A 21,117-nucleotide genomic window follows, 5' to 3' on the forward strand; every position below is an offset into this window, starting at 1 on the left:
CGGCGAAGTGGAACCCGGCGCCCACCCGACACGAGAGCCGGGCCCTCACCCTGCCCCAACCCTGGAAAGACGGCACCTCGCAACCGCAAAGTCCCCGTCACCACACCGACGAGGACTCATGAACGATCGAGGCTAGGATGCTGAACAGAGTTGATCGAGGCTGTGCGATGTGGGAGGAAAGCCATGGGCGAGACAAGGGACGGAATCAGTCAGCAGTGGGACCCACAAAGCAGCGGTATCGCGGCCCGCCTGCAAACCCATAGGGCTCACGGAGCACGGGTTTACGACTACATCCTCGGCGGCAAGGACAACTACATCGTCGACCGCGAAGTCGGCGATGCCTCCCTTCAGATCTGGCCCGCCCTGCGTGTTCACATGCAGGAAGGGCGTGCTTTCATGCACCGATCCGCACGGTACCTGGCTACCGAAAAGGGCATACGACAGTTTCTCGACATCGGTACCGGCCTCCCCACCTCCCCCAACCTCCACGAAACGGTCCAGGCGGTCGCCCCCACCTCACGCATCGTCTACGTCGACAACGACCCCATCGTTCTCGCCCACGCGCGCGCCCTCATGCAGGGGAGCTCGGAAGGTAAAATCAGCTACCTCGACGCGGACATGCGGGATCCCGAACGCATCATCAACTCTCCGGAACTGGCCGCTACGCTCAACCTCACCCAGCCCGTCGCGCTGACCATTATCTCCGTAGTTCACTTCATCCTCGATGCTGACGAGGCATATCGCGTCGTCAGGCAACTCATCGACATCCTTCCCTCTGGCAGTTGGGTCGCCCTGACTGTGGCCACCGACGAGTTCGCACCCGAGGTGCTTACCGGGGTCGCGAAGCAGTACGCCGATCACGGTGAGCCACTGGTATGGCGGACAAAGGCCGAAGCCGAACGCTTCTTCGATGGGCTCGAACTCGAAGAACCCGGCGTGGTCCAGATGCACAAGTGGCGCCGCGACCCGGCCGAGATCGCCAACATCGCCGACCAGGACATTGCCATGTACGGAGGTGTTGCCTACAAACCCTGAAGTCGCTCCAGACAAGTACATAGTGCACCGCGACACCAGGTCCAGAAAATCGTGGACGAGGGTCCTCCGCACGGCTGGCTCTTCCGCCCTGAACCGTGGGGCCCCGTACGGTCGCTCGGGCGGTGCTCACCCTCCGCTTCAACTGGCCGTCAAGGCAAGTTGCTTCGTCATCAGGCGCACTCGATCGAGCGGTGGTCCAGTAATCCGGCATTTACCGCGGCACCACCCTGGCGAGCCGTCAGGCGCGCCGGAAGTCCGATCAGCGGAATCGCCGCTACCGCTGATCGCTGTACCGTCGACCCTCGCGCCCGGTCCAGCCCCCAGTGTCACCCTGCGCTCGCAGCCGGTCGTAGGAATCGCGGTGTGCCACCGGGCCGGGCGCGGAGCCACGCGCCCGGCCCGGTGCGCTTACGCGCGGCCGCGCAGCAGCAGCGCGGCCGCCGTGGCCGCGGGAGCCACCATCGCCGCGACGGGCGGCGCCCACACGAGGAGCAGTCCGCCCGCCACGCCGCCCGCGAGCAGGGCGGCGAGGACGGCGGTGCGCAGGCCCGCGTGGGTGCGGTCGCCGCCGGCCAGGCCGGAGACGAGCGACGTGAGGGTGCCGGTCACGAACGTGGTGGTGATCCCGGCCCGGTCCATCCGGCGGGCGGCGGCGGTTTGCAGGCCCATGGCCGCGGCCGACACCAGGATGAGGCCGGCGCCCACGGCGGTGCCGGGGTCGGTGCCCGTCGCAGCCCAGCCGGTCAGGAAGAGCAGGTGCAGGACGAGGGTGCCGTACAGCGCGGCCGAGCCGGTGCGGGCGGGGAGGCGGAAGCCTGCCAGCATGCCCGCCGTGAAGCCGGCGAAGGACGCGGTGCAGCGCAGCACGTCGCCGTGCAGGATCTCCGTCCAGGACTCGCCCCGGCCGGCGGCCATGCCGACCATGACCAGGTTGCCGGTCATGTTGGCCGTGAAGACGCTGCCGAGGCCGAGGAAGGACACCGCGTCGGTGACCCCGGCGGCGAGGGTGAGGAGCAGGAGTGCGAGGTCGGTACGGCGGTGAGCGGCCCGCGCCGGAGAGGGGGGATGATCTCTCCGGCGCGGGCCGGGTCGCGCCGGGGGCCCCGTCGGGGCCGTGGTGGAGGCGGCGGTCATGCGGACTGTATGGCGACCTTCCGCTCGAAGGCCGCGAGCGCCGCGGCACCGACCGCCTTGTCCTGCTCGCCGTTGCCGCCGCTGACGCCGACGGCACCGATCACCTGGCCCTCGTACACCACCGGGAAGCCGCCGACGAACGCGGCGAAGCGGCCGGGGTGCATGTGCTGGATGCCGAACGCCTCGTTGCCGGGCAGGGCCGGGCCCTTCGGCTCCTCGTTGAACAGGTGGGTGGCGCGCTGGTGGCCCGCGGCTGTGAACGCCTTCGCTATGGCGATCTCGACACCCGTCAGCCGGGCGCCGGTCATCCGGTGCAGGGCGATCGGGTGGGCGCCGTCGTCGGCGATGCAGATGGTCTGCCTGACGCCGATCCGGGCGGCCTCGGCCTCGGCGGCCTCCAGCATGATCAGGGCGTCCTCGAGGGTCAGGCGCTGGACGGTGTGCATGGTTCTCCCGTCGGGTGAGGGTGGTTCAGGCGCTTTCGTACGGGCCGTCGTCAGGCCAGGACGTTGCAGTACACGGTCTTGGTGTCGGTGAGGAAGTCGAGCGCGGTGCGGCCCCCCTCGGGGAAGGCGCCGGAGCTGGAGGCGCCCCAGCCACCGAAGGGGGGTGCCACGCCGTTGCCGGTGGTGCGCTCGTTCACCTTGACAAGCCCGCAGCGGGCCTCGCGGACGAAGCGGCCCGCGGTGGCCAGGTCGCGGGTGTGGATGGCGGTGACGAGGCGGTGGTCGTCGGCGTTGATCTCGGCCAGGGCCTGGTCCGGGCCATCGATGGGGACGACGGACAGCAGCGGGCCGAAGATCTCGCCGGTGATCGCCGGATGGTCGGCCGGTACGTCCGTGAGCACCGTCGGAAGCAGCCAGTGGCCGGCCGGGTCGGTGCCGGGGGCGAGGGTGCCCTGGCCGGCGATCTTGGCCCCGGCGGCCGTCGCGGAGTCCAGGAGGGCGGTGATGCGGTCCCGCTGCGCCGCCGTGGCCGCGGGGCCCATCGCCGCGGCCGAGTCGTCGCCACGGCCCGCGGTCAGCTTCGCGGCCAGCTCGGCCAGCAGCTCCGTGAACTCCGCCGCCACCGCGCGGTCCACCAGCACCCGGTCCGTCGCCGTGCACACCTGGCCGGTGAGCCCGAAGGCGCCCGCGGCGACCTCGGCGGCGGCGCGCGGCAGATCCGCGTCCGCGCAGACCAGAGCGGCGTTGTGGCCACCCAGCTCGAACTGGACGCGCACCCCGGGCCGCACCGCGCGGTGCAGCGCGGCGCCGGTGCGGTCCGAGCCGGTGAACGTGACCGCGCGTACCTCCGGGGCGCCGGCCAGCGCCGCCATGGCCTCCGGGTCGTCGCCCTGGACGACGCGCAGCGCCTCCTCGGGCACACCGCCGCGGTGGCAGGCGGCGGCCAGCCGCTCGCCCGCGCCCGGCGTGACCGGCGACGGCTTGAAGACGACGGTGTTGCCAGCCGCCAGCGCCGGAGCGATCTTGCGGGCGGCGAGGGACAACGGGAAGTTCCACGGGGTGATGGCCACGACGACGCCGAGCGGCACCCGCAGCGTCCACGCGGACACCCCGGCCGACTCCGCGGGGTAGGTGCTGCCCTCGGCGAGGAAGGCGAGCTGCGCGGCCAGCCGGAACTGCTCGACGGTTTTGGCGACCTCGGTGCGGGCGGCACCGAGCAGCTTGCCCTCCTCCCGGGAGATCAGCTCGGCCAGCTCCGCCGACTCGGCGGCCAGCTGGGCCGCGGCGCCGTGCAGCGCCTCGGCCCGCTTGCCCGCGGGGGCGGCGGACCAGCCGTCGAAGGCGCTTTGGGCACTACGCACTGCCTCCGCGGCGTCCGCGGGGCCGGCGGCCGGCACCTCGGTGACCAGTTCGGACGGATTTGCCGGGTTATAGGACCTGAGTGCCGTCATGGAGTGGTCCTGGGGGCGGTCTGGTGCGCAAGTAGGTTTCCCGTCAAGATGACCTCCACGTCCTCGTCGGCCGTGACCCGGCGTCGCTGGCTCGTATCGCTGTCTTCGTACGACCCAGCATTCGCCGCGCACGACCGGGCCGCTTCGTACAAACCGCATTTTCGCCGCAGGAGGATGTAGGCAGATGGCACAAGACGTACTGCACAAGAGGGGCTACGAACAGGGGCTTACGGTCGAGTCGCTGCTGGCCGAGCCAGTGCTGCGCGGGCGGCTGCTCGGCGGCAAGGCGGGGCTGAGGCGTCCGGTCACCTGGTGCCTGCCGCTGGCCGAGCTGCCGCCGGGACCCGGCCCGCAGCGGCTGGCGGCCGGGGCGGACCTGGCCGGGATAGCCGTATACGCGACGGCCGCCGAGCTGGTCGCCGCGCCCGACTGCCGGCGGCTGCTGGCCGGGCTCGCGGCGCGCGGGGCGGCCGTGGTGCTGGCCCGGCTGCGGCCCGGGACCGAGCCGGACTTCGGCCCGCTGATGCGGGGGGCGGACAGCGCCGGGCTGCCGCTCGTCCGGCTGGCGCCGGAGGCCGACTACCACCGCGTCAGCCGGCTGGTGGCGGTCAAGGCGATCGCCGACACGGCGCATGTGCTGGAGTACAGCGTGCGCGTGCACCGCACCCTCGGCGAGGTCTTCGCCGCCGGCTCCGGGCTGCCCGCGCTGGCCCGGGCCATGGCCACGCTCTCCGGCGGCTCGGTGATGATCACGGACCAGCACGGCGAGCTGCTGGCCCGGGCCGAGCGAGACCGGGCGGCCTCCGACGCGGAGTGGCAGGAGCTGTCAAAGGCGGTGCACGAGCAACAGGGATACGCCGCCGGGCCGGTGGACGTCCCGCCGGCCGACTATACGTCCGACCACGCGTCCGGGCACGGCCATCCGGGTGCCCACGACCTCGTCGCCGCCGCGCCCTGGGGCGAGCGGCTGCACGTCGTCACCGCACCGGTGCGGGTGGCCGGCGAGCCGTACGGCACCGTCGCCGTCGTCGAGCCCGTGCTGCCGCCCGGGGAGCACGCGCTGGCCCAGCACCGGGTGATCGTCGAGCAGGGCGCGCCGCTGGTGGCGTCCGAGATCCTGCGGCAGCGCTCGGTCACCGAGGCGGAGGAGCGCTCCCGGGACGACTTCCTGGACACGCTGGTGCACGGGCGGTTCACCGACGCGCATGAGCTCCAGGCCCGCTCCCGGCACTACCGGTTCGACACCGAGGCGGCGCACGCGGTTTTCGTCATCCCGATGCAGGCGGTGGGCCCGGCCGCATGGGCGCAGTCGCTGCCGCGCGCGGTGGGCGCGCTGCGCGGGATGTCGGGCTTCACGATGGCGGCGCTGATGGGTCAGCTGCTGGTGGTCGTCGCGGAGTTCGGCGATCTGGGCGAGAAGGCGGAGCTGCGGCGCTTCGGACGGCAGCTGCACCGGCTGGTGGCGGATCGTACGGACGGCGCGGCGCAGGTGGCGTACGGACGGGCGGCGCAGGGCGCGGCGGGGGTGGCCGCGGGCTACCGCGAGGCGCGGATCGCGCTGGAGCTGTCGGGGCGGGTGCCGGTGCCGGAGGTGTGCGGGTACGAGGAGCTGCGGGTGTTCGCGGCGGTCGAGGCGGCCGCGAACTCCGCGCAGGGGCGGGAGTTCGCGGCCGAGGTGCTGGAGCCGCTGCGGCGGGCTGATGGGCAGACCGGGAATCTGGAGGAGGTCGTGCTGGCGTATATCGCGGAGTCCGGGAATTTGAATGCCGCCGCGCGGCGGCTGCAATTGCATCGGAACACGATGCTGTACAAGTTGGAGCGGGCGTCGCGGGCTTTGCAGATGGATGTGCGGTCGGCGGAGACCCAGTTCACGGTGTGGCTGGCCCACCGCATCGAAACCCTCAACGATTCCCTGCGAGTTCTACAGGCCGAGTTGTCGCCGCCGGCGTAGGTGTTGCGGTCAGCCTCTTCGCACGGCTGCGCCGCCCGGTGGCTCGGGCCACCCCTCTTTGGGCGGCTGGGCCGCCCGGAGGGCGGGGGCCGGCTCGTGGGCCTCTTTGCCCGCCCGCCGGTTGTGTGCGCCACGGTCAGTCCCGGTGCCGGGAATGTTGGCGGCCGCCGGAGGCCATGCCCACCCGTTCCGGCCCCCCGGGCGGACCCGTTTGCCCACCGCCCTGGGCGCCGCTGCGCCCAAAGCCTGGGCGACCCCTGCCGTACCCACAGCCTTGGGCGCTACCCGCTCCTCAAGTGGACCGGTTGCCCACAGCCTTGATGTCCATCGCCCCTCCGGCGGGCCGATTGCCCGCGGACGGGGTGGTGCCGCCTGTCTTCGGGGTGGCGAAGAGTGCTGCCGCTGCCGTCAGAGCGGCGCAGGTGAGGTAGACACGGACCAGCGCTGGTGGCGATGTGCCCAGCAGGGCCACGCACGCCGCGCCCAAAGCGCTCGCGCCGAAGCGGGTTGTGCTGAACAGGCCCAGGCCCGCGCCCGTGCGGCCGGATCTGGAGCGGGAGGCGCCCGTGGCCGCGGGGGTCTGGACGAACGCGACGCCCGCGCCGGCCAGGAACAGTGAGGCCACCACCGGTACGGGGCCCGCACGCAGCCCGGTCGCGACGGCGAGCAGCACCAGCGCGGTGACCAGCGCCAGCAGGCCGCAGCACATCACCGGCCGCCCACCGAAGCGCTCGGTGGCCCGTCCGGCAGGCGTAGCCAGGCCCACCATGGCGAGCGGCAGCGCCAGCACGGCCACCCCCGTGGTGGACTCCGCCATCCCCAGGGTGCCGACAAGGTACGCGGGCGTAGCCAGCAGCATCGCCCCCAGCGCGAACATCTGCGTCCCGGCGGCAGCCGACGACCGCAGATAACGCAGCTCCAACAGCTGACGAGGACGCAGGAACGCCGCGGGCCGCCCGCGCTCGACAAGGACGAACGCGACCAGTGCGAGCAGCCCGGCCAAGGCCGTCCCCCACACCACGGGCGCGCCCACCCCCTGCGAGGGCACGGCCGACATCGACACCAGGAACAGCGCGGCGGCACCGGTGATCGTCAGCGCACCCGACCAGTCCAGCCGCAGACGGGGCACCGTCCGGTCGTCGGCGGGGAGCAGCAGCCGTCCACCCAGCACCACCAGCGCGGCCAGCGGCACGATCTGCCAGAACACCGCCCGCCAGCCGAAGAGCTCCGACAGCAGTCCGCCCGTCGTCGGGCCGAGCGCCTGCCCGGCGCCGTTCGCGGCGGCCCACAGCGACATCGCCCGGCCGCGCCGCTCCTCGCCGAGGACCTGCACCACCAGCACCATCACCCCCGGCAGCACGGGCGCCGCGGCCAGCCCCTGCACCATCCGGAAGGCCACCAGCACCGGCAGATTCGGCGCCAGCGCCGCGCCCGCCGCGCCGACGACCATGCACAGCATGGCCGCGGACAGCACCCGCCGGTGCCCGAACCGGTCGCCGAGCCAGCCGGAGAGCGGCATCAGCGCGGCCAGCGTCACCGGGAAGGCGGTGGCGACGAGGACGCCGCGGCTGAGCGGCGCGTGCAGCTCGGCGAGGATCGACGTCATGGGGACGTTGACGACGGTGTTGGCCATCGTCGTGGTGAGCGTCGCGGTGAGCAGCGGGAGCAGCCCCCAGCGGGCGGCGTTCACGGGCGTGTGCCGAAGGGCGCTTGCGATGGTGCGCCGTTACCGTCCACCGCCGCCGTGAGCTCGACCTCGACCGGCGCGCCGCCGGGCAGTGAGCGGACGCCGATGGCGGACCGTACGGGGAGCGCCGCGTCCGGCAGCACCGCGCGCAGACCCGCGGACGCCCCGTCGGCGACCTTCGACAGCTCGTGGAAGCCGTCCGCGCAGGCCACATACACCGTCATACGCAGCAGCCGGCGTATCCGGCCGGGGGCGCCGCCCAGCTCGACGGCGATCGCCGTGACCGCGTTGCGGGCCGCGAGGCCCGCCGCCTCCTGCGCCGCCGACAGGGCGATGTCGAGGCCGACGACGCCGGTGACCGTGAGCCGGCCGTCGACCCGCGGCGTCATCCCGGCGCTCATCGCCAGGCCGCCCTCCACGACGGCGGCCCGGTAGTCGCCCTGCGGGCGGGGAGCCGTGTCAGACACCGAGCGCCACCCCGTCCTGCCGCGAGTCCGCGCCGCCGAGCAGGCAGCCGCTCCCGGCGTCCGCCGAGATCACCATGCCGCTGCCGCCGGCGTCCCAGGCGCCGCTCTCCCGTACGGCGTGCCCGCGGGCGCGCAGCGCGTCCAGCACGCTGCCGCCGAGCCGGGCCTCGCAGCGCAGCTCGTCGGGCCGGCCGAGGACGTCGGCATCGCTGCCGGGGTGGACGGTGAAGCGGGGGGCGTCCACCGCGGCCTGCGGGTCGAGGCCGTGGTCGAGAAGGTGGGAGAGCATCTGGGTGTTCCACTGCACCTGGCCGTCGCCGCCCGGCGTGTTGCCGACGTGCTCCAGCTCGCCGGCGGCGTTCGTCACGAGCCACGCGTTGAGGGTGTGCAGCGGGCGGCGCCGGGGCTTGACCCCGTTGGGGTGGCCGGGGATGAGGTACGCGCCGCGGCCGAGCCGGTTGTTGAGGAGCACGCCCGTGCCGGGGAGCGTCGTCTTCGAGCCGAAGGTGAAGGCGAGGGAGTGGATGAGGCTCACGGCGCGGCCCTCGGCGTCCACCGCGACCATGGAGGTGGTGTCGCCGTCGGCGGCGCGTGCGTACCCGCGGGGGATGTCGCCGAGGGAGATCCGCTTGCGGGCCACTTCGACCGCCTCGGGCGTGAGCGACTCCCGCCAGGTCCCGCTGTCGCTGCCGCAGCGCTCCACCCGCTCGGCGAAGGCCAGCCGCGCGGCGGAGGCCAGCAGGTGCACGGCCTCCGCGCCGAGCCACTCCAGGTCGGCGAGGCGGCCGTCGCAGAGCGCCGCCTGCTGCACCACCATCCAGCCGGGGGAGGGCGGCGGCGTCTGGTGGACGGTGCGGCCCGCGTAGCTCCCGGTAACCGCGGGCTGCGGCGTGACATCGCCGCACAGCGCCCACTCCTCGCCGCTGAACGGCGCGCCCGCGTCCTTGAGCGCGGCGACGGCGCGCTCGGCGAAGGCGCCGGTGTAGAAGCCGGCCGGATCGGCGGCCAGCTCCCGGATCGTCCGCGCGAGGTCCGGCTGCGGCAGCCGCTGTCCGACCTCCGGCAGCCGGTTCCCGGGCAGCAGCGCCCGGGCGGCCCCCACATCGGCCCTGAGCGCCATCACCGTGTCCGCGATGTCGCCGCGGGTCTTCGCGGTGCAGGGCAGGCCCTCCTCCGCCGTGCGCGCCGCCCGCTCCCACAGCGCGGGCAGCTCCCGCGAACCGCTCTCGACGTGCAGCGCGGCGAGCGCGGCCGGCACGCCGGGGACGGCGACGGACAGCGGGCCGGTCGCCGGCACGGCGGTCAGGCCCCGGTCCGTATAGAAGGCGTGGTCGCCGCCGTCCGGCCCGTAGCCGCTGCCGCACACCGTCCACACCCGGCCGTCCGGCTCCCGGACCACCGCGAAGGCGTCGCCGCCGACGCCGCACTGGCCGGGCAGCGCGATCCAGGATTGGGCGGCCATGGCGAGGGCGGCGTCCACGGCGTTGCCGCCGTCGGCGAGGACGGCGGCGCCGGCGAACGTGACGGCGGGGTGGGCGGAGGCGGCCATGCCGCCGGCGGACAGCACCGGGGCGCGCCGGGGAGCGCTGTCCCGCGGCGAGGCGGCGTACGTCTGCGACTCGAACATGCCCGGAGTATCCGCCAGCCCGTCCGCGGGGGGCCATGTGCAGAGTGACCTCGGGTGATGAGACGGGCTGGGCACCGTGCACATTTCGCACCGCTGGAAACCCTCTGGTGCCTCGCGGGAAATACCGCAAAAACACTGGCCCCTTCCGGCACGCACTCTGCACAAATAATCTGCCGGACAATGTGCATCGTCTCCCTGGGGACCCGCGGTACGTCTCGCCAGCATGCCCGTCAACTATTGGACGTCGGCCCCGTACAGCCGGGCGCCGGGTAGGGAGTGCGGATGTGGACCTCACTGCTGCGCACTGGACTTATCTAGCGGGGGTAGTCGTCATCATCGCCGTGATGATCGCTCGCCGGAACGTTGTCGTACCGGCCGTCATCGCGACCTTCTTGACGGCTTGGTTCTACAGCGGCAACCTGATCAAAGGGTTGGCCGCGATCTTTGGCGCGAGCCTGACCGCCGCAGGCGAATTGTTCTCCATCTTCCTGATCATCGCGATCATCACGGCCCTGCTCGGCGGCCTGCGCGCCATGGGCGCGGAGCGGCGCATGGTGCGGCCGTTCCGCGCGCTGATGCGCAACGGCCGCATGGCCTTCCTGACCATCGCGGCCGCCACGTACTTCATCAGCCTCTTCTTCTGGCCGACCCCGGCCGTCCCGCTGATCGGGGCGCTGCTGCTGCCCGCGGCGATACGTGCCGGGCTGCCGGCGATGAGCGGTGCCGCGGTGATGGCCATCGCAGGCCAGGGGATGGCGCTCTCCAGCGACTACGTGATCCAGGTCGCGCCCGGCCTGTCCGCGAAGGCGGCCGGGACGGACACCGGCTCGGTCGCGGACCGGGCCATGATGCTGTCGCTGATCGTGGGCATCGTGGCGCTGGTGTTCGTCTACTTCCGCGGCCGGCGCGGCTTCGGCACCGTCAGCGACGAGAACGAGCTGCGCTGGAGGTCGGAGTCGACGGAGGTACCGCTCGAGATGCAGCTGGGCTCGGCGGGCGACCGGGGCTTCAGCAAGGGCGTCGTGACGGCCAGGGCGGCGCGTGCCGCCACCGCGGGTGGCTCGGGCTCGGGTGGCTCGGGCTCGGCCGGGGGCGACGCCTCCGGCGCCGGCACCACGGTGCTCGCCCCGCCCGGTGAGGGCGACGGCGACGACGCGGTGGGGGAGGGGCATGTGCGGCGCTCGCAGGTCTTCGCCGTCCTGGTGCCGCTGGCCTTCGCGGTGCTCGTCGGCTACATGCTGCTGGGCAAGTTCACCGGCGTGGTCCCCGAGGTGGAGAGCAACGACTCCACCGGGCTGGTCGGCGGCGTGGCGATGCTGCTGCTGTTCGCCACGGTCTTCGCCCGCGACGGCGCCCACGGGCTGACCAGCGCCGCGGGGCACGTCGTGGACGGCCTGGTGTTCGCGTTCAAGGCGATGGGCGTCGTGATCCCGATCGCCGGCTTCTTCTTCCTGGGCAACGCCGACTTCATCTCGCAGATCACCGGCACGCAGGAGTCCAAGCCCCCGTCGCTGCTGTTCGACCTGGTGCAGTCCGTCGACCACTACATCCCGGCCAATGGCTTCATCCTCGGCTTCGCCATCCTCATCATCGGCATGATCACCGGCCTGGAGGGCTCCGGCTTCGCCGGCCTGCCGCTCACCGGGTCGCTCTCCGGCGCGCTCGGCCCGGCCGCGCACACCGACCCGGCGACGCTGGCCGCCGTCGGCCAGATGGGCTCGGTGTGGACCGGCGGCGGCACGCTCATCGCCTGGTCCTCGCTGCTGGCGGTCGCGGGCGTGGCCCGGGTGCCGGTGCAGGAACTCGTACGGCATCTCTTCGTGCCCGTCCTGGTGGGCCTCGCGGCGGCCACGGCGCTGTCGACGCTGCTGTTCTGACGCTGTCGTGAGCTGTTTCTGACGACACGGCACCCTGCACAGAGATCGCCCTCGGACCTGTGCACAAACGCCATCCAATCCTCCACGCGCGCCACCTAGCTTGTAGCTACACGGAACGCGGAAAGGACGCCGCAACATGACCGAACTTCTCTCTCGGGATGCACTCCGCAGCGCGCTCGAAGAGGCCATCAAAGGCCGCGAGGCGAAGAACGCCTCCTTCAGCAAGGCATGGGCGGAAGGTCAGCTCAAGCGAGAGCACTTCGCCCGCTGGGCGGAGAACCACTACCACTACGTGGGTCCGTTCGCGGACTACCTCGGCTACGTCTACGGAAACACCCCGGACGAATTCACCAACGCCAAGGACTTCACCCTCCAGAACATGTACGAGGAGGAAATCGCGGACATCCGCCACACCGACCTCCTCATCCGTTTCGCGGAGGCGTGCGGCACCACCCGGGAGCGCATCGAGGACCCGAGCAACATGAACGCGGTCACCCGCGGTCTCCAGTCGTGGTGCTACGCGGTCGCCATGCGCGAGCACTTCGTGGTCGCCACCGCCGCCCTGGTGGTCGGCCTGGAGTCGCAGGTGCCGAGCATCTACAAGAAGCAGATCATCCCGCTGCGTGAGACGTACGGCTTCACCGAGGACGAGATCGAGTTCTTCGAGCTGCACATCACCTCGGACGTGGTGCATGGCGAGCGGGGATACCAGATCGTCCTCGACCACGCCGACACCCCGCAGCTACAGCAGCGCTGCCTCCAGTTCGTGCGCTGGGGCGCGGAAATGCGCTTCGCGTACACCGCGGCGCTGTACGACCACTACGTACGGCCGGATCTGGAGAACGCCGCGGCGGTCGCGTAAAGCGACGGCAGCAGGCAGGAATGGCGGCGGCCGGGAACGCCGGCCGCCGCCCTTTCCTCTTCACAGCTGTCGTGCCCGACGCTGTCGCATTCGAACGATCCGGAGGAAACCCATGTCCGACTGGGTGGACGTCGCCGAACTCGCCGATCTCGGCAGGCGCCGTAAGAAGCTGGTGACCGTGGGCGAGACCCCCATCGCGCTGTTCTACGCCGACGGTGAGGTGTACGCCTTCGCCGACGCCTGTGTGCACAAGGGCCGTCCCCTCTCCCGCGGCACCGTGCTGCACGGCCGGGTCATCTGCCCCGGCCACCAGTGGGCTTTCGACCTGCGCACCGGGCAGGCCGACGACCGCGAGGAGTGCCAGCCCGGCTATCCGGTACGGATCGAGGCCGGCCGCGTCCAGGTCCGCGCCGACGCCCTCACTCCCGCCCCGCTCGCCCCCGCCCCGCTCGTCCAGGAGTAAGCCATGTCCGACAGCCCCCGCAGCGTCGCCGTCGTCGGCGCAGGACAGACCGCCGCCGTGGCCGCCCGCACCCTGCGCCGGCGCGGCTTCACCGGATCCCTCACGCTCATCGGCGACGAGGCGCACACCCCGTACCAGCGGCCGCCGCTGAGCAAGGAGCTGCTCGCCGGCTCCCAGGAGCCCGCCGACGCCGAGCTGCTCTCCGCGCAGTGGTGCCGCGACAACGACATCGACCTGCGCCTCGGCGCCCCCGCCCGGCGCGTCGACACCGCGACCCGCGTGGTGGAGCTCGAGGACGGCTCCCTGGTGCCCGCCGACCGCGTGCTGCTCGCCACCGGCGCCCGCGCCCGGCGGCTGCCCGGCGTACCCGGGGACGACGACCGGGTCATCCACCTCCGCGGTCTCGACGACGCCCTGCGGCTGCGCGAGCTGCTGCGGCCCGGTGGCCGGCTCGTCATCGTCGGCGCCGGCTTCGTCGGCTCGGAGGTGGCCTCGACCGCGGTGGCCCGCGGCGTCACACCGGTGGTCATCGAGCAGGCGGCGGTACCGCTGGAGCGGGTGCTGGGCGCCGAGATGGGGCAGTTCTGCGCGGACCTCCAGCGGGCGAACGGGGTGGAGCTGCACACCGGGCAGGCCGTCAGTTCGGTACGGACCACCGCCGACGGCGTCGTGGTGCGCACGGACGGCGGGCTCGAGGTGACGGGCGACGCGGTCGTCATCGCTGTCGGCGCGCAGCCGAACACGGACGTCGCGCGCGCCTCCGGGATCTCCGTCTCCAACGGCGTGCTGGTCGACGAGCACTGCCGCACCAGCATCGAGGGCGTCTACGCCGCCGGCGACGTGGCCAACCACCGCCACCCGCTCTATGACCGCTGGCTGCGCGTCGAGCACTTCGACAACGCCAACAAGCAGTCCATGGCCGCGGCCAAGAACATCCTCGGCAGGCCGGTGGTGTACGACGACCCGCACTGGTTCTGGTCCGACCAGTTCGGCCTCAACCTCCAGCACTGCGGCGACGCCCACGGCTGGGACCGCCTCGTCGTGCGTGGCTCGGTCGCCGAGAGCGACTTCATCGCCTTCTACCTCGCCGGCGGCGTGCTGCGGGCGGCCTTCACGGCCGAGCGCGGCGGCGACGTATACGCGGCGAAGGAGCTGATCGCGCGTCAGGCGGCCCCCGATCCACGGCGATTGGCGGACGAGGACGTGGACCTGATGGACCTCATGGACGAGTCACTGGAGGCCGCGGAGGCCGCCCCGTCGGGAGGGAACTGACCATGGAGAGCGAGACGACCTTGGAGAGGGAGGGGGAGAGGGCCGTGGAGTATGTGAGGGTGGCCCGCTCCGGGCAGGTCCCGGAGGGCGTCGTACGCCGCTTCTTCGTCGACGACCTGGAACTCGCGGTGTCCCGCTTCGAGGGCCGCGTGTACGTCAGCGCCAACTACTGCACCCACCTGGCCTGCCACCTCTCCGCGGGCAAGGTCACCGAGGACGGCCTGATGTGCTCGTGCCACGGCAGCATCTTCGACTGGGACACCGGCGAGCCGCTGTCCCCGCCGGCCCTCAAGCCGATCAAGGTGTACCCGGTCCGCGAGGAGAACGGCGAGATCCTGGTCGGGGGCCTGGAGGGCTGACGGTGCGGCCGGTGTCCCGGCACCACCGGCCGCGTACGCCACAAGCACGTCCCGGTCCGCGGACCCAGCGCCCCGACCGGGCGCGCCGCCCTTCCGGCCGCCGGGCTGCCCGCGGTAGCGGGGCCCGAGGAGTATCCGAGCAGAGATCACCGCTACGGCGTTCAGTTCTGCTCGCCGTTGACGTACGTGCCGTTGAGGTCCGCTCAGTCGGCCGCCAGCTCCCAGTCGAGCTCCCAGAGCCGGATGCCGTCGTCTCCCGCCGAGACCAAGTTGCGCAGGTCGGGGGTGAGTTCGAGGTGCCGGATGCGTTGTTGGTGCCCTTCGAGCACGTGCAGACATCGGCCGGTGGCGACCTCCCACATCCGTACGGATCTGTCGTGGCCGGCCGAGAAGGCGAACCGGGCGTCGGGTGTGAACCGCACGGCGGAGACCCAGCCCTCGTGCCCCGCGAACTCGCGTACGGACCGCCCGGAACCGGCGTCCCACAGCCGGATCGGTTCGTCCTCGGCGCCCGAGGACATGACCTGGTGTGTGGACATGGCCAGGCGGCCGTCGGCGCTCAAACACGCCGACAGGATCGGTTCCCCGGGGCCGGTCCAGGTCCGCAGGCAGGCTCCGGTGTCGAGATCCCGCAGCCGGACCACGCCGTTGCTGTCGCCGACCGCCGCGAGCCGTCCGTCCGCGGACGTGGAGATCACGTTGACCGGGCCGTTCCGGGTGATCGTCGTGACGCAGCGGTCGTCGTCCAGGTCCCATCGGCGCAGGACACCGTCGCCGCCGCCGAGCCAGGCGTACCTTCCGTCGCCGGTGAACAGGATGGTCCGCCTCATGTCCCAGTCCGGAGTCAGCCGACGGCACTCGCCGTCTGCCAGTCGCCGCCGAATGATCGCGAGTGGCTTGGTGCCCTCGCACAGGACGTGCCGGCCGTCGTCGCTCAACGCCACCCCGCCGACCCTGCCCGGGTGATCGTCGAGGACACGCGTGCACGCGCCGCTGTCCAGATCCCAGATCCGTACCGTGCCGTCGCTCTGCCCGCTGGCGGCGAGCCGGACACCCGCGGCGACACCGATCGCCGTGATGGCTCCGTAGGAGAGATGGCCGGCGTCCAGCGGCCGCGACCAGGCGGAGCGCAGCCGTACGTGGCGCGCCGAGCGGCCCAGTTCGTGCCAGGCGGCCAGGACCTGGGGCGCGCGCTCGTATCCCGGTATCTCCCGTGCGCGGGTCAGCAGGGTGAGGGCTGACCGGTGTCGGCCGTTCGACATCGCCTGGCGTGCGTCGGCGAGCAGTTCCTCGGCCAGTCCGCCGAGCCGGCTGACCTCCGCGTACTCGCGCGGCTTGAACACGTGCGGCTCGGCGGCGTATTCGGTATGGGGCAACCGCCAGCGATGCATGGGCAGTTCGGGATGTCCGCCGACGGTGCAGCCGAACCGGTCGTCGCCGTCCTCGAATCCGACGTGGTGCATTCCGTACGCGTGGGTGGTGAAGGTCCGCAGACACCGGCCGCTGTTCAGCTCCCAGAGCTGAACGGTGTGGTCGCCGGTCGTTCCCGACAGCAGCAGCCGCCCACCGTCGCCGAAGGCCAGGTGACTGGCCGCGGCGGTCAGTCCCGTCAACGCACGCATCGTACGGACCTGCCGGCCGTCTCCCACATCCCACAACCGGATCACCCGGTCCTCGCAGGCCACCGCGACCATCCGTCCGTCGGGACTGAAACACAGCGCATGCGCCGCCGAGCCGGCGGCCAGCACCTGGCACCGGCCATCGGCCACGCTCCACAGCCGCGCCCCGTCCTCCTCGGCGGTGAGCACATGGCGCCCGTCGGCGCTCACCTCGTACTGCGAGCCGTCCAGGTGGTTGCCCTTGAACGCTTCCCCGAGCAACCACCGGCAGGTTCCGGTCCGCGGTTCCCAGACCTGGACGCGCCCGTCCACACCCTGCCACACCCCGATGCGACCGTCGGCGCTCAACCTGACCGGGCACCCCGTGGCGCGTGCGGCGGAGCGGATGACGCGGGTACACCTGCCCGCCCTGAGATCCCAGAACTGCACCGTGCCGTCGCGGCTCGTGGACAGTGCGTACGAGCCGTCAGGGGTGAGGTCGACCCCGAGCACCTGCGTGCGGTGGCCCTTGACCGCCAACCGCTGTGCGCGGGTCGCCGTGTCCCACAGCCGGAGCACGCCGTCCCAGTGGCCGCTCAGCGCGAGGCGTCCGTCGGGAGCGAACCGGATCGGCAGGTAGCCCATCACCTCGTGCCGGGCGAGCAGTTTCACCGGCGCGAACGGCAGCGCGAACGGCTCGCGGAATTCGCGGGTGCCGGTGTGGCGGGCATCGGCCACGGTCCCGGAGGCCGCCACCCGCAGCGCCGCCCGTACGTCGGTGTCGTCGGGCCGTTCACGGGCGAGGGCGTCGAGCAGGCCGCGTGCCGCCGCGAGGTCGCCGCGTTCGAGGTGGACTCGGGCCAGAAGCAGTTGCACCTGCCAGGAGGACGCGCCGGAGCCGCGCGGGATCGCCTCCAACCGGGCGACGAGTTCCCCATCGGTGATCGCCCCCCTACGCCACCGGAACAGGCCACCGTTGTACACGGCCCCGACGTGGTGCGGGTCGACCGCGAGCGCCTGGTCGAAGGCATGCTCGGCGTCCGCGGCCCGGTCCAGGTCGAGGAGCGAGAGGCCACGGTTGTTGAACTCGTCGGCACGCAGATCGGCGGCCTGCGACGTGGGACGCGGATACGCCGAGCCGGTCGCCTGCTCGTAGATCCCGGTCAGTACATCCGCGATGTCCGCCATCGAGGGCGGCCGGTGGGCCGGGTGCTGCCGCAGGCAGCGCCGGAGCAGGTGGGCGACTTCCGGTGGCGCCGCGAGTGGATTCGAGGGATCGGCCAGGTAGTCCTCCAGCGCGAGACCCGCGACCGAACCAGCCGCCCAATGCACACCGCCGGTGAACATCTCCAGGACCGAGACCGCGAAACTGTAGACATCGCTGCGCCGCCCGACGGGCTCGCCCGCGAGCTGCTCCGGGGACGCGTAGCCGACCGTCATGCCGCCGGCCGCCACCAACACGCTGACACCCGGCGCCACTTGGAGGGTCACGTCACCCGGGGCCGTGGTGGCCTTGGACCGGGCGAGACCGAAGTCGGTGATCTTCGCGGTGCCCGTGCCGTCGAGCAGAATGTTGGCCGGCTTCACGTCCAGGTGCACCAGGTCTCTGCGATGGGCGTGCTCGAGCCCACGGGCCGCTTGGACCGCCGTGTCGAGAACACGGGCGAGGGCCTGCCGCGCGTCCCCGGCGTGGAGCCGCCCGTCGCCGATCCACTCGGCCAGGCTGCCGCCGTCGACGTACTCGGCGAACACGCGGGGGACACCGTCGATCACCCGCACGTAATGGCAGGCGCAGACGTTCGGATGGAGCCCGAGGGACACCCACGCCTCGGCCTCCCCGACGAACAGCTCCTGATCGCCGGGGCTCCGGAACAGCTCGGGCCGTGAACTCTTCACCGCCATGTCGATGCCCCAGGCGAGATGCCGTACCCGGTGCACGATGCCCATCCCGCCCCGGCCAAGCTCGCCGATCACCCGGTACCGGCCGTCGACGGTCTCGCCGGTCATCCAAACGGTCGGCGACGTAGATGCGTTCACTGCGATTCCTCATCGTGAGTGCGGCAGAAGTCGCCGTCCTGGAAGGCCCGGACGCACAAGGCCCCCTGTCAGATTTCGACGAGGGTCAGTATGTGACGTCGTCGATCCTGGTGTCGATGTCTCAGGCTCACCGCGGAGGTGCGGGAGCGCGCCGTTCAGTCCTTCGCCGAGACGCCCGCCGCGGCTACCCGCCTACGCGCCCGGACCCAACCCGGTGGAACTGCCGTGGTCGGCCGTCCGGACGGGTCGAACAATGTTCGAAGTGTCGAGCGCGGTCTTCGCGATCAACCTGCTCGCGGTCGCACGCCATCGCGACCGTCACTCTGTCGCCCGGAAGAAGTCCGACGCCGTCGATGCCGCGGTACCGGCGAACCTTCCGCGAACCGACATGGCCGCCCACCGGCCCCTGCCCGCGGACTCCGAGCTCGTACCGGCCATCGCCGTGCTAGCCCGGGCCCGGCAGGACGCAGTCTGGGGCCGAGGCCGGGCCCAAGATGTGTCCGGTCGGCACTCGCGGCTACCGCTCGCGTTCGCTGTGCGGTCGGCTTTGCGGAAATGAGGGAGGGTGTTATGCAATGAGAGTGCGTGGTCGGATCTCGGAGCTTCATCGCATGGATTCGGGCATGTCTGCGAACGTGTGCCGGGTCGGCCAGTGAGCTGGAAGAACCGAATGGACTCACCGTCATACCCCTCGTCCTCGTCGTCGTTCGACCTGGTCGGTCGCGCCTTGCGGGACTACATCCGGCAGCGCGGATCGAACGCTGCCGACAGCTCCGCGCGATCGGAGGACGACCCGAGCGACATCACGGCCCACTGCCCCGGACGCCCCAGCGACGCCCAGGAGCAGATCCTCGGCGCTGTCAATCTGGACCGGGATCTGCGCATCACTCGCGGCAACCTGGACGTCCCGGCGTTCGAGGGACTGCCTGTGGAGCCCGGGACCGCCTTCGTCGATCTGTTGCCTCCCGGGGACGTACCGACGGTGACGCGCCGGCTGCGGCAAGTCATCGAGACGGGTGAGGCGCATGTCGCCCGCGTCCAGCGCCTGCGCCGGGACGACGGCTCGGAGCTCGTCGTCTCCATGAGCATCCTGCCGGCCGCAACACCTCAGGAGGGCCTCACCGTCTCCCTGATCGCGATGGCCAAGAGGCTGCATCTGTACGCGTCCGAGACCGCGATCGGGACGTCGCTGGACATCGGCGAGACCGCGCAGTCCCTGGCGCAGTCCCTGTTGGCCTGGGGAGACGTGGTCGCCGTCGACCTCGACTACGCCGTATGGTCCGGCGAGGCCGTCATCGAGCAGGCCCAGGGGCGTATTCGGCTGAGGCGCGCCGCCCTGGTACCGGACCGGGTGTGGCCCGCGGGCTACGTGACGCCCGGCGACGACCTTCCCCGTGGGGCCGCCCGTCTGATGTCCACCGCGGTCAGGCGCGACGACGTCGCGCAGGCCATCGTCATTCCCGACCGCGAGACGATCGAGCGCGCGCTCGACGGTCCACGGCTGGTGAGCGCTCTGGTGCCGACCGACCGGCCGGTGAGTGTGGCGTGCGTACCGCTGGTCCTGGACGGTTCCGAGGGCAAGCCGGCCGTCGTACTGGGCGTGGTGGAGGTGTGGCGGCGGCCGGACCGCCCCTTCCACGACAGCGAGCTCCTCGACCTTCAGGAATTGGTGGCCAGGACGGCCCACCACGTCGATCTGGCCCGTCAGCATCAGCGCGAGCACGCCCAGGTGCTGGCGTTGCAGCGTCGACTGCTGCCGCGGGGCCGGGATGACACCATTGAGGTCGCCACCGTCTACCAGCCCACCACACCTGACAGCGCGGGCGTCGGCGGGGACTGGGTGAACAGCTTTCCGCTGCCCGGTGGCCGCACCGCACTCGTGGTCGGCGACGTCGTCGGGCACGGCTTGGGCGCGGCCGCGGCGATGGGCCAGGTCAGCATGGAGGCCCGGGCACTGCTCTCGGCGGGGCTGGCGCCCGACGAGGTGCTGGGGCTCCTGGACGAGACCGTCACGATGCTGGACGACGCGGAGGCCGGCCTGGCGACCGGCTACAGCGCGCTGGGCTCGACGTGCTGCATCGCGGTATACGATCCGGTCAACCACCAGGTGGTGGTGTCCAGCGCGGGCCACCTCCCGCCGGTCCTCGTCCTGCCCGACGCGACCGCCGAGACGCTGACGGTGAACCCCCACCCCGGTCTGGGTGCCGAATTCGCCCTGCGGGAACCGTTTGATGTGCACACATTCGATGCGCCCCCGGGCTCGCTGCTCGCCCTCTACACTGACGGCCTGGTGGAGGATCCCGCGGTCGCCATCGACGAGCGCGTCGGCATGCTGCGGCGGGCGGTGAGCCAGGTGCATCCGTGGGACGACCTGCAACGGGCCGCGCGGCGGGTGGTCACCGAGCTGGCTCCGCCGGGCCGCCAGCGCGACGATGTGACGCTGCTGCTCGCCCGTATGACCGGCCGCCGCGAGCGGGACACCGCGGCCTGGTGCCTGCCCGCCCGCGACGACGCACCCGCCCGCGCCCGCGCGTCGGCGTCGGCGCTCCTACGGAAGTGGAGCGTCAGGGAGGACACCCGTGACAGCGCCCTGCTGCTGATCAGCGAGCTGGTCACCAATGCCGTGCGGTTCGCCACCGGGCCCGTCAGCGTGCGGCTGATCAGGACCGGTCAGGGCCTGCTGTGCGAAGTGGGCGACACCGGCAACGGCCGGCCGCGGCTGCGGCGCGGTGGCCCGTTCGACGACAGGGGGCGCGGCTTGCGCGTCGTCCACAAGCTCACCGTGCGTTGGGGGGTGCGGTGGACCGACGCCGGCAAGGTCGTCTGGGCGGAACTGGCGCGGTAGCGGCAC

Annotated in this window: 15 protein-coding genes and 1 pseudogene; 9 read left to right on the forward strand and 7 right to left on the reverse strand. The window is 72.1% G+C overall.

Annotated elements, in window-relative coordinates; genetic code table 11:
- Positions 1-183 precede the first annotated feature (183 nt).
- Entirely contained in the window at positions 184-1,035 is an 852-nt protein-coding gene (locus AB0E24_RS42605; RefSeq protein ID WP_359385169.1) for an SAM-dependent methyltransferase, read from the forward strand.
- 408 nt (positions 1,036-1,443) lie between these two features.
- Here the strand turns inward: AB0E24_RS42605 and AB0E24_RS42610 are convergent, their stop codons facing one another.
- From AB0E24_RS42610 to AB0E24_RS42620, 3 genes are read right to left on the reverse strand one after another with little or no spacing between them, the layout of a single operon-like run.
- Positions 1,444-2,169, reverse strand: coding sequence for a YoaK family protein (locus tag AB0E24_RS42610; protein WP_347236038.1), 726 nt, complete (start codon positions 2,167-2,169; stop codon positions 1,444-1,446).
- Positions 2,166-2,615, reverse strand: coding sequence for a GlcG/HbpS family heme-binding protein (locus AB0E24_RS42615; RefSeq protein WP_093706447.1), 450 nt, complete (start codon positions 2,613-2,615; stop codon positions 2,166-2,168). The genes AB0E24_RS42610 and AB0E24_RS42615 overlap by 4 nt, the downstream gene beginning before the upstream one ends.
- A 50-nt stretch (positions 2,616-2,665) precedes the next feature.
- Entirely contained in the window at positions 2,666-4,066 is a 1,401-nt protein-coding gene (locus tag AB0E24_RS42620; protein ID WP_359385172.1) for an aldehyde dehydrogenase family protein, read from the reverse strand.
- Between the two features lie 184 nt (positions 4,067-4,250).
- Between AB0E24_RS42620 and AB0E24_RS42625 the strand changes: the two genes are divergently transcribed.
- Positions 4,251-6,017, forward strand: a complete 1,767-nt coding sequence (locus tag AB0E24_RS42625; RefSeq protein ID WP_359385174.1) for a PucR family transcriptional regulator — start codon at positions 4,251-4,253, stop codon at positions 6,015-6,017.
- Positions 6,018-6,309: 292 nt separating this feature from the next.
- Here the strand turns inward: AB0E24_RS42625 and AB0E24_RS42630 are convergent, their stop codons facing one another.
- Genes AB0E24_RS42630 through AB0E24_RS42640 form a run of 3 tightly spaced genes read right to left on the reverse strand, consistent with a single transcriptional unit; the run spans position 6,310 to position 9,798 of the window.
- On the reverse strand, positions 6,310-7,707 hold the full coding sequence (locus AB0E24_RS42630) for an MFS transporter (protein ID WP_359385176.1): 1,398 nt from the start codon (positions 7,705-7,707) through the stop codon (positions 6,310-6,312).
- Complete coding sequence (locus AB0E24_RS42635; RefSeq protein WP_359385178.1) at positions 7,704-8,171, reverse strand: RidA family protein; 468 nt, start codon at positions 8,169-8,171, stop codon at positions 7,704-7,706. Before AB0E24_RS42635 ends, AB0E24_RS42630 begins: the two co-directional genes overlap by 4 nt.
- On the reverse strand, positions 8,164-9,798 hold the full coding sequence (locus tag AB0E24_RS42640) for a gamma-glutamyltransferase family protein (protein WP_359385180.1): 1,635 nt from the start codon (positions 9,796-9,798) through the stop codon (positions 8,164-8,166). The genes AB0E24_RS42635 and AB0E24_RS42640 overlap by 8 nt, the downstream gene beginning before the upstream one ends.
- A gap of 344 nt (positions 9,799-10,142) precedes the next feature.
- Between AB0E24_RS42640 and AB0E24_RS42645 the strand changes: the two genes are divergently transcribed.
- The 5 genes from AB0E24_RS42645 (at position 10,143) to AB0E24_RS42665 (ending at position 14,631) form a co-directional block, all read left to right on the forward strand.
- The gene (locus AB0E24_RS42645; RefSeq protein WP_359385181.1) at positions 10,143-11,675 is read left to right on the forward strand and encodes a hypothetical protein; all 1,533 of its coding nucleotides are present in this window, start codon (positions 10,143-10,145) and stop codon (positions 11,673-11,675) included.
- Between the two features lie 136 nt (positions 11,676-11,811).
- The gene (locus AB0E24_RS42650; protein ID WP_069871021.1) at positions 11,812-12,537 is read left to right on the forward strand and encodes an iron-containing redox enzyme family protein; all 726 of its coding nucleotides are present in this window, start codon (positions 11,812-11,814) and stop codon (positions 12,535-12,537) included.
- 112 nt (positions 12,538-12,649) lie between these two features.
- Positions 12,650-13,000 carry a Rieske (2Fe-2S) protein gene (locus AB0E24_RS42655; RefSeq protein ID WP_359385183.1) on the forward strand — a complete coding sequence of 117 codons (351 nt, stop codon included), beginning with the start codon at positions 12,650-12,652 and terminating at the stop codon, positions 12,998-13,000.
- A gap of 3 nt (positions 13,001-13,003) precedes the next feature.
- Positions 13,004-14,272, forward strand: coding sequence for an NAD(P)/FAD-dependent oxidoreductase (locus tag AB0E24_RS42660; RefSeq protein WP_359385185.1), 1,269 nt, complete (start codon positions 13,004-13,006; stop codon positions 14,270-14,272).
- A 2-nt stretch (positions 14,273-14,274) separates the two neighbouring features.
- Complete coding sequence (locus AB0E24_RS42665) at positions 14,275-14,631, forward strand: Rieske (2Fe-2S) protein (protein ID WP_079255691.1); 357 nt, start codon at positions 14,275-14,277, stop codon at positions 14,629-14,631.
- A gap of 203 nt (positions 14,632-14,834) precedes the next feature.
- Here AB0E24_RS42665 and AB0E24_RS42670 read toward each other — a convergent pair whose 3' ends face one another.
- Positions 14,835-18,266 (reverse strand): protein kinase domain-containing protein, encoded by a 3,432-nt coding sequence (locus AB0E24_RS42670; RefSeq protein ID WP_359385187.1) that lies wholly within the window; start codon positions 18,264-18,266, stop codon positions 14,835-14,837.
- A 229-nt stretch (positions 18,267-18,495) separates the two neighbouring features.
- Here AB0E24_RS42670 and AB0E24_RS42675 point away from each other — a divergent pair.
- Both AB0E24_RS42675 and AB0E24_RS42680 read left to right on the forward strand, forming a co-directional pair.
- A pseudogene (locus AB0E24_RS42675) lies at positions 18,496-18,747 on the forward strand (IS110 family transposase); the annotation flags it as partial.
- Positions 18,748-18,936: 189 nt separating this feature from the next.
- Positions 18,937-21,111 carry a SpoIIE family protein phosphatase gene (locus AB0E24_RS42680; protein WP_359385188.1) on the forward strand — a complete coding sequence of 725 codons (2,175 nt, stop codon included), beginning with the start codon at positions 18,937-18,939 and terminating at the stop codon, positions 21,109-21,111.
- Positions 21,112-21,117: the final 6 nt, after the last annotated feature.

Source organism: Streptomyces malaysiensis subsp. malaysiensis (assembly GCF_040653035.1).
Taxonomy (GTDB): domain Bacteria; phylum Actinomycetota; class Actinomycetes; order Streptomycetales; family Streptomycetaceae; genus Streptomyces; species Streptomyces malaysiensis.